9 protein-coding genes are annotated in these 17,820 nt (G+C 42.5%); 1 reads left to right on the forward strand and 8 read right to left on the reverse strand.

The genetic code is table 11. The annotated features are described in order from the left end of the window. Nucleotides 1-6: 6 nt before the first annotated feature. The 3 genes from B050_RS0111500 to B050_RS22365 form a co-directional block, all read right to left on the reverse strand. The gene (locus B050_RS0111500) at nucleotides 7-2,241 is read right to left on the reverse strand and encodes a right-handed parallel beta-helix repeat-containing protein (protein WP_018474066.1); all 2,235 of its coding nucleotides are present in this window, start codon (nucleotides 2,239-2,241) and stop codon (nucleotides 7-9) included. Between the two features lie 213 nt (nucleotides 2,242-2,454). After that, the gene (locus B050_RS0111505; RefSeq protein WP_083923275.1) at nucleotides 2,455-4,005 is read right to left on the reverse strand and encodes a RagB/SusD family nutrient uptake outer membrane protein; all 1,551 of its coding nucleotides are present in this window, start codon (nucleotides 4,003-4,005) and stop codon (nucleotides 2,455-2,457) included. Nucleotides 4,006-4,034: 29 nt separating this feature from the next. Then, a complete protein-coding gene (locus B050_RS22365) occupies nucleotides 4,035-7,001 on the reverse strand; it encodes a SusC/RagA family TonB-linked outer membrane protein (protein ID WP_083923276.1) in 2,967 nt (988 codons plus the stop codon). Between the two features lie 666 nt (nucleotides 7,002-7,667). Here B050_RS22365 and B050_RS0111515 point away from each other — a divergent pair. After that, on the forward strand, nucleotides 7,668-8,711 hold the full coding sequence (locus B050_RS0111515; protein ID WP_018474069.1) for a LacI family DNA-binding transcriptional regulator: 1,044 nt from the start codon (nucleotides 7,668-7,670) through the stop codon (nucleotides 8,709-8,711). A 937-nt stretch (nucleotides 8,712-9,648) separates the two neighbouring features. Here B050_RS0111515 and B050_RS0111520 read toward each other — a convergent pair. The 5 genes from B050_RS0111520 to B050_RS0111540 all read right to left on the reverse strand — a co-directional run bounded on the left by B050_RS0111520 (nucleotide 9,649) and on the right by B050_RS0111540 (nucleotide 17,812). Continuing rightward, a complete protein-coding gene (locus B050_RS0111520) occupies nucleotides 9,649-11,280 on the reverse strand; it encodes a glycoside hydrolase family 172 protein (protein ID WP_018474070.1) in 1,632 nt (543 codons plus the stop codon). 264 nt (nucleotides 11,281-11,544) lie between these two features. Beyond that, nucleotides 11,545-12,960, reverse strand: coding sequence for a sulfatase (locus B050_RS22370; RefSeq protein ID WP_083923277.1), 1,416 nt, complete (start codon nucleotides 12,958-12,960; stop codon nucleotides 11,545-11,547). Between the two features lie 265 nt (nucleotides 12,961-13,225). Further along, entirely contained in the window at nucleotides 13,226-15,139 is a 1,914-nt protein-coding gene (locus B050_RS0111530) for a glycoside hydrolase family 97 protein (RefSeq protein ID WP_052308751.1), read from the reverse strand. Between the two features lie 31 nt (nucleotides 15,140-15,170). Further along, the gene (locus tag B050_RS22375; protein ID WP_018474073.1) at nucleotides 15,171-16,574 is read right to left on the reverse strand and encodes a sulfatase; all 1,404 of its coding nucleotides are present in this window, start codon (nucleotides 16,572-16,574) and stop codon (nucleotides 15,171-15,173) included. Between the two features lie 14 nt (nucleotides 16,575-16,588). After that, entirely contained in the window at nucleotides 16,589-17,812 is a 1,224-nt protein-coding gene (locus B050_RS0111540) for a DUF6786 family protein (RefSeq protein ID WP_205744992.1), read from the reverse strand. Nucleotides 17,813-17,820 lie beyond the last annotated feature (8 nt).

Genomic DNA, 17,820 nt, shown 5'->3' on the forward strand with positions numbered 1-17,820 from the left:
CATCGATTAATCTTTCAAACCCATTTTGGAAACATCCAATTGTTCTATCCCTAGCTTTAAGGCAGGACTACCGTCCTGGAAACCAAAATCCCCTTTCGCAGGATCAATGAATTTAGGATCTCCAAATAGACTTGCCTTCTCATTTCCTACCGCTCTCATCCGCTCAAAATGCGCTACCATCCAATTCGGATCAGTAGGATGGAAATAAAGATTGGAATCCATTTTTGTGTCTTCCAGATTTGGAAGACCTGTGATTTGATCTCTTCGAGGTCTTTCATTATTGGCGTTTCCACCATCTGGATGTGCAATAATTATATTATGGTAAATTTTTGATCCCGGCACCGGAACCCACTCGAAACTCAAATAGCCGGAGAAGGGGGCAACTCGTGGAGCGACGATGAAATTGTTAATGATATCATTGACCCCCTTCGAAGCAATACCAGCACTGAAGCCGAAATTGTTGTATAGCACATTGCCATATATGAAGGTTTCATGCTGATCATCATCACATCTGATGGGGGCTGGCATGGATTCTTCCAGATTATCATGCAAATAATTATAGCGGATTATATTACCGGTACCAGCACCGGATACATAGATGCAATTGCCATCAGAAAGCAATTGGACGGCATCTGTGATCTCATTATATTCTACCAGGTTGTGTCTGGAGTGGTTGTACTTCTCGCGTTTCTTCCAATCTTCATAATGCTCATCACCCTCATTCTTGTCTTCCTGAGTGATTTCCTGATGTCTCACCGTTTTTCCTCCCTCACCACCTGGCTTCCTGTTTGGAGTCACACGGTTAGTGATCAAGATTCCAGCATAACCACTGTGATGAAGGAAATTATTGGCGATATGATTATGGCCACTCTGCCAAGCCCATATCCCGGGAGAATGCCATGTGATCTGGCTAAAATGGTGAATGTGATTATTGATGATATCGTTATGATGATTGACGTCTTTAGTGCCAGGGCCGTAGCCTGACAATAGAATACCCGCTTCCCCCAGATAGGCAAATTCACTGTCTTCCACTCTGTTTCGCTGCGCAAATAAATCAAAGCGAACACCGGAACCTCCAGACTGAGTAAAGGTACATTCGATCACCTGGCAGTTTTCAGCTCCCCGGAAGCGAAGCAGGGCCGTAGGTCTATCAAACATATCCCAATCGTGCTGCATTCCCCAGCCAATTTGATCTTCATCATTGGTCCATGCTCGGCGATCAGCATGTGAAAAAGTGATGCCCTTGAAAGTGATACCCTGTACTGGCCGATCAGTAAGACCATCATAGTCTATTTTACCTTCTACGCGGATAAGCTCACTGGTAGCAGGTGCAAGGATTCCATACGGAGAACCATCTTCTGCGGGATTGGCTGGCCATAAATAAATCTTGCGAGTTTTGGAATTTATCACCCACTCTCCTGCTTCATCCAGTGCATCCATCGTATTCTCAATCCAAGCGGAGTTCCCATCTTTAGTATGGACCCATCCGGCTAAAGGCCCTATTTCATAGGTTGCCGAAACACTTGTTTTTGCAATGCCATTTTCCTCATCCACAGATTCAAGCGGAAGCATATTGATCATCCATGCGCGGCTGGGTCTTATATTCAGTTCCACATCCTGAAGGTTGTCCCAGTTCTTTAATTTTCCTTTGGGGAAGTACAAGGTCTTTTTATCGCCTGATTTTAATGGAACAAAGCCATCTGCTCTGGCACGATTTAGCCGACCAGAGCCATCATATAAGGTGTAGAATTTATCCAGACTTGCCGGAATGTCCGCAACCCATACTTTTCCTTTGGCTGCTTCTGTAAGGTCAGACAAATCATCAGTTGCCAATTGCCAGCCTTCCACAGGAATACCCGAACTGAGAATCGGATTTTCCCCGGGATAGCCCTGAATTGTCAAATATGCCGGCCCCTCTAAGGTACCGGCTCCTGGCTTATCAGGTTTATTATTTTGTATCGGAGACGGATCACCATCCTCTATTCCCAAAACCAAAGTTTCCTTGAGCTGATGCCTGCCCTCTCTGAGAAAAACAATAGCTGGATTTTCATTCCCAGCATCCCGCAAAGATCGAATAGCATCTATTGCCTGTGGAAGTGATGCAAAAGGTGCTTCAATACTTCCATCAGCCTCATCGTTTCCTTCTACAGAAACATAGACTTGAATAGGTTCCTTGGGACTACATCCGTAGAAGATAAATACACATAGAAGAATGTTGAAATAGAGGTTTTGGGTTTTCATTGGTTAAGGGTTAATGTGTAATAAGTGGAATTAAATCGCTGATTAAAAGTTGGTTTGTCTATCCAATTTATTTAGTCAAATGCTTACCTATTAAAATCTTAACCGCTCCTTCATTCAATAGCCAGTGAATGAGCTCCTCCTCAAATTGTCTTTATAGGCAAAATTCTAGCTGTCAATCAATAAGACTGACAGCTATGTTTTGAAACCTGTTTTCTACTGCCAAAGTGGATTTTGAACCAGTCCTCCACCCAAGTCTTGGCTTTTCAGAAGTTCCTGGCTTGGCACTGGAAACACACGAAATTTACCCATTGGGGCATTTGCTATTTTGGTGGAATCATCCATTGCACGGGAAATCGCAAGAGTATAAGCCCCCGCCGCTCTTTCAGCTGCCGGTGTGGCCATCACCGTTTCCTCCAAAATCCCCCATCTGATCAAGTCCCTTTTATGACCAAAGTAGCCTTCTGCTGCCAGTTCCCAGCCGCGTTCACTCATGATGTCTTGCATGGTCAGCTCGGTTAATTCTGGAAGGTTGGCTCTCCTCCTTACCCTATTGAGTGGGTCAAGGGCTGCTGCCGATGAACCTTCCATCATAAATTCCGCTTCAGCAAGAAGCAATAAAGCATCCGAAAGTTTGAAAATTCTTGAGGGCATGCTGGTCGTATGAACGGGATTTGCAGTGGTAAATAATGGGTCACTTACTGGAACTGGTCCATTTTGGAACTTGGTGATATAAATCCAATTAAACTCAGCCACCTGGCCATTTGCAAGGGTATGACTTCCAAAAATATTGTATGGTTTTCTGGCATCATTTTCATCGTAGGAATCAGCATAACTCTTCCTAAAAGTAGTAGCAGCAGATGAAGCATAAAGCCCCAACTGATTCATAGCGGTTCTTGTGCTAGCATTTTCAGCATTAGAGTTATAGTGTGCTATATTCTGGGTTGAGCCATTATTTTGAACATTCGCCAGGTATTCTCTACCAAAAATCAGTTCATGATGTGCTTCATTTCCTTCCTTGTACATTTCTCCATAAGGTGACAAGTCCTTATGCGGCGAATTTTGAGTAATCTCAATCAACTCCGAACGTGCTTCCGACCATTGTTCTTGCCAAATGTGAAAGTGTGCTTTCAACATGCGAACGGACCATTCTGTAGGCCTCCCGTTATTTTGGTTCCATCGATCTGAGGACAGATAGCCAGAGGTAATCGCCTCATCCAAATCACTAATCATCTCATTCTGAATAGTATTAGCGGCAGTTTGCCCTAAAAGACTTACTTCTGCCATATTAATCTCATCCCTCCAATAAGGCACATCCCCAAAAAGCGTAGTAAGCTCAAAATAGAAGGTGGCACGATAAAATAATGCCTGTGCTCTGACACTTCCTTTTATCTCCTGTGTTAATGGGGAGTCACCTATTCGCGCCAATAATAAATTGGCATCTCTTACTCCTGCGTACAAGCCTGCCCAGGTGTTGGCGAAGGATGAATGATTTGCCTCTGCATCATATACAGCCGCTACCCATCCTGGTGCAATGGCAAAGCGACCACATACCCCCTGATCCGTACCCAGGATGGCATCCATCCCTGCCGATGCTGGCATTTTGCCTTGCAAACCGTTCAAGGCTAACTTGGCTTCATCTTCATTCTTGAAAAAATTATCTGGCGTCAATAGACCTCTTGGATCTTCCTCTAGGAAATCGTCGCAACTGATCATCGCCGTGCTAAACAAAGTAACTATAGCTATAATAAAATATCTCGTTTTCATTTTTTTAGATTTTAATTCTTAAAAAGGAATTAGAAAGTAATATTTAACCCTAACATTAAGGACCTGTTTTGCGGGTACTCATAGTTATCAAACCCTCTGTTTACAGGGTTGTCGCCAAAAGTGCTTACATCTGGATCAAAGCCCCAGTAATCTTTGGATTTAACCAAAAACAGGTTTGTCCCGGTAAAATAAAAACGGAAATTCTTTACTCCTTTAATCAAATCAGCAGGCAAGGTATAGCCTATTTGTAGTGTCCCGAGTCTTAGAAAACTCCCATCCTGAAGGTAGAAATTACTTGAATTACTCATAGAGGTACTGCCCACACTAGCGAATGAAGCGTTTTCGGTATTCTCAGGCGTCCACATGTTTTTTCTTAATGAAGCCAAGCCATTTATATTGATTTCATTAGCCCAAAACGCCTCAGTATTATAGATTTGATTTCCATAAGTGAATGGGAAGAAGGCATTCATATCAAAGTTTTTGAACCTTATATTTGTACCGAAACCGCCATAGAAGTCCGGATTGGCGTTGCCTATAACTGTTCGGTCATATTCAGTGCTGATTTCACCATCGGGAATACCCTCCGGACCACTGATATCGGTGAAAATAGCATCTCCTGTGGCTGGATCGATGCTTTCATACAGATACCCTACGAAAGTACCCACGGGTTCACCTACAATTAATTGACCTGCAGGCTGGTTTCCAGTCATATTGACGGTGGTGATAAAAGTTTTACTACCCAGATCAAGTACTTTGTTTTTAAAGGTGGAGAGGTTAAGAGAGGCTGACCATGCAAAATTCTCCTTCTCCACTATCACTCCGTGAAGGCTAAAGTCCAGCCCTTTATTTTCCAATGAACCCACGTTCTGAATGGTCGTGGAATAGCCAGTGTGAGTTGGCACCTCAGCGGCAAGCAGCAAATCCTCTGTTTTCTTATAGTAGAAATCTAGCTCAGCAGTCAATCTACTTTGGAACATTCCGATTTCTATCCCAAAATCAAGCTGGGCGGTAGTTTCCCACCTTAAGTCTGGATTATTCAATGTCCCTTGGGTAACCCCGGCCACTGCGGCACCACCTAAAATCGTGCTCGTCCCTAGGACAGCATAAGTAGGAAGCGTGCTGAATGGGTTCACTCCCTGATTACCCGTAAGGCCATAGCTAGTTCTGACTTTAAGGACATTTATTGCTTTTATTTCATCAAAGAATGACTCCTCTGCCACGTTCCACGCCAGGGCCACAGAAGGAAATAATGCAAATCTATTGATTGCTCCCAATCGTGAAGAACCATCTCGTCGGATGGTAGCCGTTGCAAGATATTTACCGTCATAAGAATAATTCACTCTCCCCAATAAAGAGAATAAGGAATATTCGGAATAGTTAGAGTTGAGGCTTGTGTTTTCATTAGGAGCGAGTTCAATGGCATTTACGCCTACCCCATCACTTGGTATTTGGTTTGCTGAGATGATAACCGTCTCTCTACTTTGTGTCTGGAAAGTGACTCCGCCCAGCACGCTCAATGAATGCTTTCCCCAAGCCTCTCTATAGTCAATCGTATTTTCATTTAGGAATTCAGTATCATTTAATCGGTTGATATCAGCCTGCCCTAAAAGTCCGGAACGAATACTGGTGGGATTGATGGAAGGAATAAACTGATGCTGCTTACTGAAAAGAAAGTCCCCACCAAACGTGGATTTAATCGTCAATTTTTCAAATAATACGGCCTGAATGTAAGTATTGATCAAAGCTCTCTTCTGAAACGTGTCATTTTCGTTTAATACGTTATCTGCAAGGATATTACTTTGTTGGTTTGCCACGCCATAGACCTGCCCATTATAAGTGCCATCGTCGTTATAAACCGGCATCAAAGGATCGGCTCTTATCAAAAATGTTAAGTCCACATTATTGTTGTCGCTATAAGTACTTGAAAGAGATAGATTAAGTCCTGTGCTGAAGACTTTAGATAGCTTACTATCGATATTAGAGCGAAGACTATATCTCTTAAAGGAGGTGCTCTCTATAATCCCATCTTGCCCGAAAAACCCGGCAGACACGAAATATTTGGTTTTTTCTGTACCCCCGGAGATTGATATCTGATTATCTGTAATCGGCGCCGGAGAAATCATCACATCTTGCCAGTCTGTTTCCTCGCCCGGCAGGTTGTCCAAATCAAAAGGTAATCCATCACTAGGATTAGTATCCTGACCATTTATCCATTCTGCAAACTCTCTACCGGATAGGACATCCACTTTTCGTGGCAATTGCTGTATGCCGTAAGAAGAGGAAAGATTGACTTCCATAGTGCCGGCGCGACCTTGCTTAGTAGTGATTAATATTACGCCGTTTGCACCTCGCGCTCCATATATTGCAGTCGAAGAGGCATCCTTCAGGACCTGCATGGATTCAATATCATTGGGGTTGATTGAGGAAATATTACCAGCACCCACAAAGCCATCTATTACATACAACGGTTCGTTTCCTGCGGTAATAGAATTACCACCACGAATCCTAATTGATGCTCCAGCTCCCGGGGTGCCGTTGGTGGAGGTCACCTGAACCCCTGAGGCTCTTCCTTGCAAGGAGTTGCCCAAATTGGCTGTAGGCGCCTTAAATGTCTCTTTGGTGTCAATTGTGGATACCGAACCTGTAAGGTCACTTTTCTTTACCGTTCCATATCCTACCACGATGACTTCCGAAAGTTGTGAAAAATCTGCCGTAAGCGTTATATCCATTACACTGGCATTGCCTACCGTTCTTTCTACAGGATCATATCCAATATAGGAAAATACAATAATTGCTCCTTCTGAAACTGATAGACTAAAATTTCCTTCCAAATCGGTTGTTGTACCATTGGAAGTACCCTTTTCTATGATATTTACTCCAGGTAATGTTTCACCTGTATCATCAATAATTTTTCCACTCACGGTCTTGCTTTGGGCAACAGATAAACCAAGACCAACGAGCATGAAAAACATAGTCGTGGTAAAGAACTTTTTCATTTGGTTTGTTTTTGGGTTAATGTGTTAGGGTACTAAATCACTTTCGCAATCGATTGCTAAGCTAGCAAACGAGCATTAACTACAAATAAAAACAACTGTTTTAACGTGCACACACCTGTGCACAAACTCAATTTTAATACTTATTAGTCGGATCAGTTCAAAAAATAATTGCCCACATTTATTTCATTTTCAATAGGTACTTATTACTTAAGCCCTATAATTTTTATACTAAAGTGTCTGATGATTATATAGCCAATAAAAAATTCCAACTAGCTATTGACCAATTAAACGAAATAAGATTAATCAAATGCAAAGCAGATCTTTTGTATAAAAAATAAATTATCAGTAATTACTTTAATTAAAATTTGGTGAACAGGAAATAACTAGCCTTATTTTTTTAACTAAAATTAGCTGAGGATTTCTTAAAACCGTCAGGCCCGGACATAATATTATTCCTCTACCCTTGGCCAGATAAGCCTTTCTGGATAAGGGTCTTCTTGTGCCAGTAGAATATTGTCTAAATAATCATTTTTCAGTAACTGGTTTTTATGCATTTTGGGTCTAGCTAGTAAATCATTATGCTTGCATACAAGCTGGATTTGTTGTTGATTTCGATCATAAATAAAAATAGTTGCTATGCAATGAAGTGCATATTATATTGCTCCTATGGGAAAGTATGTCACCATCACCGAAATAGCCAAACAACTTAATTTATCGCACTCCACCGTATCACGTGCGCTGAGCAATCACCCACGCATTAGTAAAAAGACCTGTGATATAGTGCAAAAGCTTGCAAATGAATTAGGGTATCAGGCAAACTCCACAGCCCATCATTTGAGCAAGGGAGAAAGTCAGATCATTGCCATAATCGTACCTCAGCTTTCTCTACATTTTTTCTCAAAAGTGGTGGAGGGAATTCAAAAAGTCTTAAAAGAAACTGAATATTCTCTTCTTCTATTCAGTACGGATGAGTCATTGGAAGAAGAAATTGAAGCAGTAAAGACGTGCATTAAACATCGTGTTGACGGAGTGCTTGTTGCCATTTCTAGAGAAACTAAAACGTTTGACCATTTCAAGCAGCTACTCAAACATGAGGTGCCCATGGTGTTTTTTGACCGAGTAGCGAATTTCCTTCCTGTTCCTAAAGTAATCACTAATGATTATCAAGCTTCTTTCGATGCCACCGATCACTTATTGAAAACCGGCTGCAAATACATCGCACACATAACGGGCAGTATTAATTTAAATAATAGCAATAATCGGCTCTATGGTTATTTGGATGCGCTCACCTCCCATGAAATAAAAACCAGAGAGTCCTTGATACATTATTATGAATTTGAGCTTTCCTCAATTGATGAATTTCTTGAAAAAACATTGAAAAAATACCCCAATCTCGATGGCCTATTTGTTTTCAATGACTATGTAGCCCATTACGCAGTCAATGTACTGAACAAGCTGGGCAAGCGAGTGCCTGATGATATCTCTGTTATAGGCTTTTCTGACGAACCTGTAGCTACTTATATGAGTCCCAAGCTCTCTACAGTACAGCAAACTGCAGCCAAAATGGGTGAATTGGCAGCTCAGAAAATTATTTCCATTTTAAGTAAAAAGGAACCTATGGTTTCAGAAAAAATTATCATTAATCCTGAACTTATACTTAGAGAAACTACCAAAAGTCTGTGCGACACTGCTGATTTCAGTCCGAAATAGATACAACTAATCCCCCCTTAATTATTGAATCCAGGCTCTAATGCCTGCGTAAAATGGCAATCACCGATGAAGCCCCTTTCAGTCAATCTCCAGAATATTTATGATTAAATGGACTGAATTTTAGACCTCGAAGAGGTCATATGTTTATAGAAAAAAGATAATGATATGGTTTATTTCGACCCCGATGGGGTCGCACCTATCCTTTTTATTCGTATCAAACCTAATCTTCCATACGTCTATACAGCCCATTTTTTAATCTATGATTGTTTTTACCTGGACTGATAACTAGGATCCCGATTCCAATAATCTAAAAAACTAATCTGTGCCAATCCGTGGTCGTCTTTTTACCTCGGATTGACACAGATCATATTGGATTGATTGTTAATTGGCTTACCGGAATGCTATAAATATATGATCCCGTGGGGATCAAGAATGGCCTTTTCCGAATACTATAGACATATGATCCCTTTGGGATCAAAAAGTCCATTTCCGCGAGATCTTTTGGTTTCATTTATATGGATCCATGGGGGCATAATTGATCTTCTCCGAATGGTATAAAAGTATGATCCTAATGGAATCAAAAAGAGCTTTGTTATGGATACTTATGATTTAATGGAACGAATTATAGACCTCGAAGAGGTCATATGTTTATAGAAAAAAGATAATGGTATGGTTTATTTCGACCCGGACGGGGTCGCACCTATCCTTTTTATTCGTATCAAACCTAATCTTCCATACGTCTAAACAGCCCATTTTTTAATCTATAATTGTCTTTACCTAGACTGATAACTAGGATCCCAATCCCAATAATCTAAAAAACTAATCTGTGCCAATCCGTGGTCGTCTTTTCACCTCGGATTGACACAGATCATATTGGATTGATTGTTAATTGGCTTACCGGAATGATTCAAATACAAATCCCTTTAAGCAAAGAAGCTTACTCTGGAATCTTGGGGATGTTGAGCGCTTCTGATGGGTCGGGGGTTCTGTTGGAGGTGGATAGATGATCAGCGTACCACATCGTCGCTACACCATAGCCCATTTCACAATCTGTCCAGCTCCATATCTCCATATCGAGCTGGAGGGAGTTGGCAAATGGGATTCCATCCAATGCTCGGGTGCGGGTCTCAGTGCTATATCCCTTGGTGTTCCGCTCTTTGGTGGTTTTTCTATTTAGCTTATTGTATTTATAGCTATATGGCTGCGCATGAAAGGGGTGTTCGTAAAAGTCCGTGCTCCGGCCTCCCCAGCTGTAGCCATAATAATCTTCTGTGCCTGTACCAAAAATGGATGGAAAGTCCTCCCCATCTACCCAGATTTTCTCGTCACCTTCACCCCACCATTTCTCCACAGGGTTCATTACCGTAAGTGCATCGCCGATATATACCCCTCTCCCCTCAACGGATACATAGTTCCAATCGGAAAATGGACGGGTGGATATGGGGTATTCACCTCTCCACGCAGCGTGAAAATACATGCTTCTATCATCCCATTCATAATCCTCTACCCTTACCTTTACCCTTATATCGATGGACTGGTCTCCTAAATTTTCTATACTGATACTCCCTGATTCCTGATAGGGCATTATCCATTGTGTAGTGAGTTCTCCTGTTTCGGAGACGGTTTGACTCCAGCCTTTATAAGGATTTAAGCCTATGCCAGACCCAAAGAAATCACCTATAGGACACCAAACGGTCTCTTTTCCATCAAAACTCATCTTTATTACCGTGCTACGCATTACCTCTTCTTTCGTATAATCTCCCAATTGGATTATCAGCGAATTAATGGCATTATCACCTTTAGGCAAAGCAATTGTTTCTTCCCCTTTGGGAGAAATAGACCCGGTCATTTCTACAAGCTTTCCTTCAGAAGAAACCGAAGGTTGCAATAGCTGTTCTCCCACCTGGCTAGCCAGCTTCTCTGCGGCATGAAAATCCTCAAGGGTGAAGGTTTTTACCTTTGTTTCTTTCGGAAATTCCCGATAGGTAAACTGGTAAAAGAAAGGCCTTCCGGTGGTTGTGATCTTGCAGCTTTTCGCATAGGGAATGGGATAAAAGGAAACCGCTGATCGCAGGGATTTATGGGCAAAAGGAAAAGGTATCAATCCATCGCCATTAAACAATTCCAGCATATTTCCCTCCAATGCCGGCTGTTCCGCGCCGTCCAAATAGATCTTTATTTGGATATCAGTATCGGGAGTATCCGGGCTGGAAAAAGGCATCCAGGTACGGACAATTACCCCGGGCTTGTCCACCTCCATAAGCACCCACTCCTGCTGCCCATCGTTTTCTTCTATTCGGATAAAGTTACGGTCCTTGTCATTGGCATTGAAATCATGATTGATAAACCAGCCTGCACTATCCTCGGGATGAGTGGATGCCCGATTATAGCTACTTTGTTGCTTTAGCCTAAAATTACTTTCTGGAAAGCGGGTTTGGCTATCCCTATCCACCATCTCAGTCAATAGGCTTTGGATGGTGATTTCTTGCTTAGGATCATTAAAGGATAGCAAGCCTATACTTAGAATGGCTACCAAATAGATGGCTTTGAGCGAGTTAATATGGTTCATTAGGTTATTGATTTGTGATTGTACCTGACTATTGTAATTAAATGTATTTTTCGAATTATAGACTTTCCAGTAGATTGAATCTTGTTCAATAAGTATTCTTATTTATTAGTCCTCCCCTTTCTTGATTAGGTAAGGTCAATTTTTTTGGAAAAGAGAATCTGCTTTTTGCTCTTATAAAGTAAGCCTGCTTCAAAGCTATTCTATATTAAAGTTTAGCGATTTTCGGTCCATTGAAACCGTTTCTGCTTTTATTTAGCATACCAACTATTCATTTGGGTTAAATAGTGGATTGACCCTATCGGGGACTGGGGCTTCCACGGTGCTGGTCCAGGCCTTGAGCTCAGCAAGTAATTTCTTAGTAATTTCCGGTTGCTCCATCGATAGGTCCCTGGACTCCCCCATATCATTCAATACATCAAATAATTTGACTGACTGATCTTCATAGTAATAAATCAACTTATAGTTTCCTCTCCGGATGACCGTCGCGGGAACTCCACGCCAGTACATATGGTCCGTTCCCAATACCGGGAATGTTCCTGGATACACCCCATGATCGAGATCTGCATACAGTGGAAAATGCCAGAATATGGCGCGTTCAGGAAGCGCATTCCCCTGCATTAAAGGAAGAATGGATAGGCCATCCACAGGATGAGCACTTTGATCTAAGGAGGTGCCGGCGATCTCGGCAAAGGTGGGTAGGTAATCCACAAAGGTGATGGGGGTATCACAGCTGGAGCCTGGACTGATATGTCCTGGCCACACCATGCTGGTAGGAATTCGGATTCCACCCTCAAATAATGTCCCTTTATATCCATACAAAGGGAGATTGCTGGTGGCGTCAGGAAAGCCTCCATTGTCTGAGGCGAAGATGAATAGGGTATTATCCTCAAGGCCAAGCTTACGCAGCTCCTCTCTCAATCGGCCGACGGAGGTATCAGTAGCTTCCACCATGGCGGCATAAATAGGGTTAAAATCTCCTCCGGTAGTACGTTTTTTCTCCTTGTATTTTTCGATAAGTGCAGAATCTGCCACCAAAGGTTTGTGAACCTCATGATGTGCCAAATACAAAAAAAATGGTTGTTCTGTATGTTCCCGGATAAAGGCAATTCCAGCATCTGTAAGTTTCTTCGCAGAAGCTTTATCATTCCACCCTTTATGAATATCCATGCTATAATCAAAGCCCTGCTCATCCTCCCCAACATGCCACTTACCTATCCTTGCGGTGGTATATCCTGCTGGTTTTAGCACCTTTGCTAGGGAATTGACTCCAGGATCCAATTCTCCTATGGCCTGGAACCAGTCATAAGTATCATTTTTGACCTCCCTATTTGGAACCGCTAGCTTCATATATTCTACTTTTCCACGGGCTCGATTGCCGGGGTGATAGATATGATGCCTTGGGGAATACATTCCGGAAATCAAGCAAGCCCTGGAGGGCGAGCATACCGAAGCTCCGGAATAGGCCTGATCAAAGCGCATCCCATCGACTGTCAGCGCGTCAATATTAGGCGTTTCAAAATATTGCTGACCATTATACCCTACGTCTGCCCAGGCCATATCATCTGCTAATACGAAGACTATATTGGGTAAAGATTGAGCTGATTGTTGCCCAAAAGATTGGCTAAGCGTCAATATCATTCCGCAGAATAAAACTAACAGAATTGATTTACTGAGGTTCATGGCTTCACGTTATTTATTAGTAAACTAGGCCTTGACGGCCAAAATTGAGAATCGAAATACCTACAACTTTCCTTCACAGCCCATCGATTTCCATCTAGCTTTGATAGGTCATTGATGCACTTTTTGCTAACTGTTATTTCCCATATTTTGCTACGATCATTTAGGAAGAAGATTGATGCTCTCTCTAATAATTCATGCATTTGGCACTCCTAAAACTAGCCTAAATAGCTAGAAATCGGACGGCTTCGCTCTGAACCACTGGATTTTACTCCACTGGCTTTATCCACATACAATGTCCCCCTCCTGGGGCCATAACCGCTTTGATGAGATCTCCTTTTTTTGCATTCTGGGTTCTGATCTGGTAGGCTTCAGGATTAGTTTTCCCATGAGTTTCTGCTGTATCTTCATATAAGGTCACCTCGTATTGCTTACCTTCTTCCAAAAAGTCAAGCGAAATATCCAAAGTACCGCCTTTTTGACTATACACACTACCTACAAACCACTCTTCTCCATGCCGTCTGGCGGTGCTGATATACTCACTGATATTGGAATGGAGGACATGACTTTCATCCCATTTTCCAACGGGGAGCTTTTGGATAAATTCAAAGAGATCGGCTTTGGCGGCATAGGCCTCTGGAGCATCAGGAATACATACCAAACCACTGAAAATCACCACCGTCCTTGCTGCTTCCGATACCACAGTGGAGACATAAGAATTGGTTTCTTTCGGGCCTTTTTGACGTAAACCGCTATTGATTCCTGTCAGGTCAAAATTACCATTATTCATATCCAGTGGTCCGGTGATGGCATTTATCAATGCCATTTTGATAAATGATTCGGGGGTAAAGGCCCTTCTGGAGTCTTGCTGAGCATGACAATATTCCCGAGTGATCGCATTGGGGAAGGTCCTGCTGATGCCTGTGAAAGGCACGGGACCATCATGAAAATCTATTAATAAATGGCTTTCTGCACTTTTTTGAATGGCCGATTTTGTAAACTCCACATCGTTGCCCATGAATCCATACTTGATCCCTTTCATCCCCAATGAATTATAGTAATGAAATAGCTTCTCATCACCATATTCACCATGCTTCCGATCATAATACAAAATTAATTCTACACCCTTCTGAGCAGCATAATCAATGACCTTCTGTAAATCCAATTTTTCTGACAATTCAAAATGCCCCTCAGTCGCATGCTTATACCAGGAATCATCGATGAGGAAGTACCTGATATCTTTTTCTGCGGCAAAATCAATAAATCTAAAATAACTCTCTGTATTGATGCCATATACGAAACCATCAGGCGCCGTATAGCCATGTACTCGCCAATCCCATAAGGTCTTCCCCGGTTTTATCCAATCAGTATTCTCCAATTGGCTAGGCGTCGCAAGATTGACAGGAATGGTATTTACCACCAGGTCTCCAGCGGATTTACCTAGAAGAATTACCCTCCAAGGACTCTTCCACTCCTCCTTTGTCATACTTACCTTATTGTCCGAGCTTACAATATCTGTCTGATCGGTCCCGCCAAGGAGCATAGAGCCAATTCCAGTGGATGCAAATAAATCAGACTCTAGTAAGGACAGATAGGATTTGTCCTTCAATTCGACGAGAAGAGGAACGCTTATTTTTGGTTTTTTGCCGTTTCCCTGTTTTAAGACCTCCTGCAAACCATTATAATTTACTGGTCCCACTGGCTCCGTTTCTCCCTTCGGGAAATAATAATTGCTGCCGTCAGGTAGCTTATAGGTCAATTTGAAATTCCCTTCTTTTGGCTTTTCACCTTCATTCAGGACTATTCGGAAACCCAGGCCTTCATCGTAAACCCGTGCTAGTAATTTGCCTGCCACCCCATCAAAATCGATATCCAACTGCAATTCCCTAAAATGATCCCGAATGCTGCTATGCTGTCCCCAAACGGGTTTCCAGGTACTGTCACTCTCCGTTTCCTTAGCTCCTAAAATGGTCACTTTTCCATTCTCAAAAATCTCCAAAGTAGAATGTCCAAGCTTTTCCTGGCCATCCTGCTTTACACTATAGCTCAGCTTATGGTCTATCAGATTGATATCTAGGATGATACTTGCATCCGGGGAACTGATTTGGAAATTATCCATAGGTTCTTTGCAGGAAGAAAGGCTACCTAGGAAGGCTATGATTAGTAAGAGTCTTAGAGACATTTTAGGTCGAATTTTAGTGTTTATCATTACTTTATTCATTATCATTCTTCAAAGGCATCTCCGCATCTATTTCCTCTTGCCAGGCCTCCAGCTTAGCCAGTAGCGCTAGCTTTTTATCTGGAAAGCTATCGGAAAGGTTATTTACTTCTCCCAGGTCATCTTTCAAATTATATAGAAAGACCTCCTCCGTCTCAAAACTTGTGATCAATTTCCAGTCGCCTTCTCGAATCGCTGCTCCCATGGAAAGTCCTTCTTTACGATGATGTGGAAAATGCCAATAAATCGGACGCTCAGGAAAATCAGCCTTGCCATAAACTAATGGTAATAGACTCTTCCCCTCCACTTCCGGGTACAGGGAAGGATTGCCACCAGCCAATTCCAAGAAAGTAGGAAAAAAATCAACGGTAGTAACCGGTGTTGCGGACTGGCTGCCTGCCTTTATTTTACCATGAAAGCTAACAATCATAGGAACCCTTATCCCTCCTTCATTCAGCGTGCCTTTTATACCTTTGAGCGGCGCATTGCCCCAAAGTCCTCCATTGTCAGAATAAAAAACCACTAGGGTATTCTCCAATAGGTTTAGCGCTTCTAATTTATCCATCACCTTGCCCACATTCTGGTCCAGCTTCTCTATCATCGCAAAGTATTTATTCCCCTCATATTTCTCTACTATCTCCTCCGGCGCATCCAAGGGAGTATGTACGGTATAAGTAGCGAGATTTAGGAAAAACGGTTGATTTTGATTCTGTTCTATAAACTGTACCGCTTCATCTCCGAGGCGATCGGTTAGGTATTCCCCTTCTTTCCGATCCTGGATCGTACCATTAAAGTAAGGATCAAAATAGCTTTTAGGCTGACCATAAGCATTTCCTCCGATATTGATGTCAAAACCTTGATTATCTGGATGGTAAGCGGTATTTATAGTGCCATCTTCTGTATAGATAGAGCCCGCACCACCAAGATGCCATTTGCCAATATAGCCAGTAGAATACCCCTGTTCTTTTAAGGCCTCGGCTATGGTGAACTCATCCATTGGTAAATGATCCCTAAAATAGGCCTCCTTTAGTGAGTGACCCTCGCTGAGCTTTTCTAAATACTTTTCCATCCCCATTCCCGGGATATGGCAGGTCAACTTCAAGGTGGCGGGGTACTTGCCAGTCATCAGGCTGGCTCGAGTGGGTGAGCAAACGGGTGCGGCAGCATAAGCATCGGTAAATACCATTCCGCTCTGTGCCAATTTATCAATATTCGGCGTGTTGATGCCCTGTTTATTATGCATATAGGCCACATCAGAATAGCCAAGATCGTCCACCATGATGAGGACAATATTGTTTTTTTCAGGGGCCAGATCCTTATCTTGCTTTATGGCAGAAGTGCTGCAAGCAGCCATACCTATCAGACTGATAGCTAAGATCCATGGGTGTATCGTATTCATTTCTAAGCTTAATTTTAATCTTCTTCAAAAACAGATACCATCTCTGTCAGAGATACCTGAAATAGGTTATTGACCACTTCGTTCAAGTATTTTTCCTCCCCAGTGATATGAATGATACGTTGGGAATGCTTTATGCTCTCTCCAGGTTGAAGAAGGGCGGCGGGTGAGGAACTTTCGATTTCATAAAAAGGTCCCAGAATGGAGCCATCCGCCACCGGACCATCATTATAGGAGTTCAAAGCGTCTCCTTTTAAAGGATCCTCTTGTTCTCCCCATTTAGAATTGACATAGGGTGTGGGATCCTTCGGTTTGGAATACCATAGGATGGTTAAGGTTTTTGATGTCGGATCATAACTTCCACTGTAGGGGGTGGACCGCTCCGGAGAAAGACCTATTTTGCTGCGATGTTTTCCATCTACTTTAAAATAAACCATATTCCCTTTTATGATTAATCGTTCTTCGGGTACCTTCCCGAAATAATTGTCCTCTACAATTTTCCCTAGCTCCTCTTCACTGCCTTCCTGAAAGGGCAAAAATACCAGCCCTTCTTCAGAAGGATTAAACATGGATAGCAGCCAGATGGATAGAAATCCGGAATTTTCATCCCAGCTATCATCACCCTTATTGCTCAGAATATTTTCTGATTCATAGGCCACCCAGTCGAGTGATCGGTGCAAGGAAGTACTGAGCGTTGCTTCAGTTTCCTTAAGGTCTAATAAAGTGATGGTCCGGTCGATGGATAATTTTAATGGATGACCCGAAGCATTGGAGATTTGCATTGATTTCTGAAACTGAACGCTGCGATCACTTTTCTGGACAAGCTCAAAGGGGCTAGTATCCAGCTCCTTAGGCACTCGCCAGTTGCCGAAATTTTGCTCCTCATCCTGGTCAAAATAGATGGAAAATGGCCCTCCTTCTGGTCCCAACCAAATCCGTTCCTCGCCGCCAAATGGGTTAAATTGGTCATTGATTTTTCCTGAGCTGATATAGTCATGATTGATCCAGCCAAAGCTTTGCCCCTGCATGCCACGAGAAGTACTGGTCATGATTCTGCCTTGATAGCCCGGGGAAATGAGAACCGCAGCACCATTATCATTTGCCTTCAGCTGAATCATTTCTATGCTTTCCTTCTCAAAGAATTCTACGTCATAGCCATAGGTCCCTTTTGAAGCGGGCTTCTGAGCGGTGCAGGATCCCATTATTAGTAGTGTTATTGTAATTGCAAGTTTCGATTTCATAACTGACA

Source organism: Echinicola pacifica DSM 19836, from assembly GCF_000373245.1.
Classification (GTDB): domain Bacteria; phylum Bacteroidota; class Bacteroidia; order Cytophagales; family Cyclobacteriaceae; genus Echinicola; species Echinicola pacifica.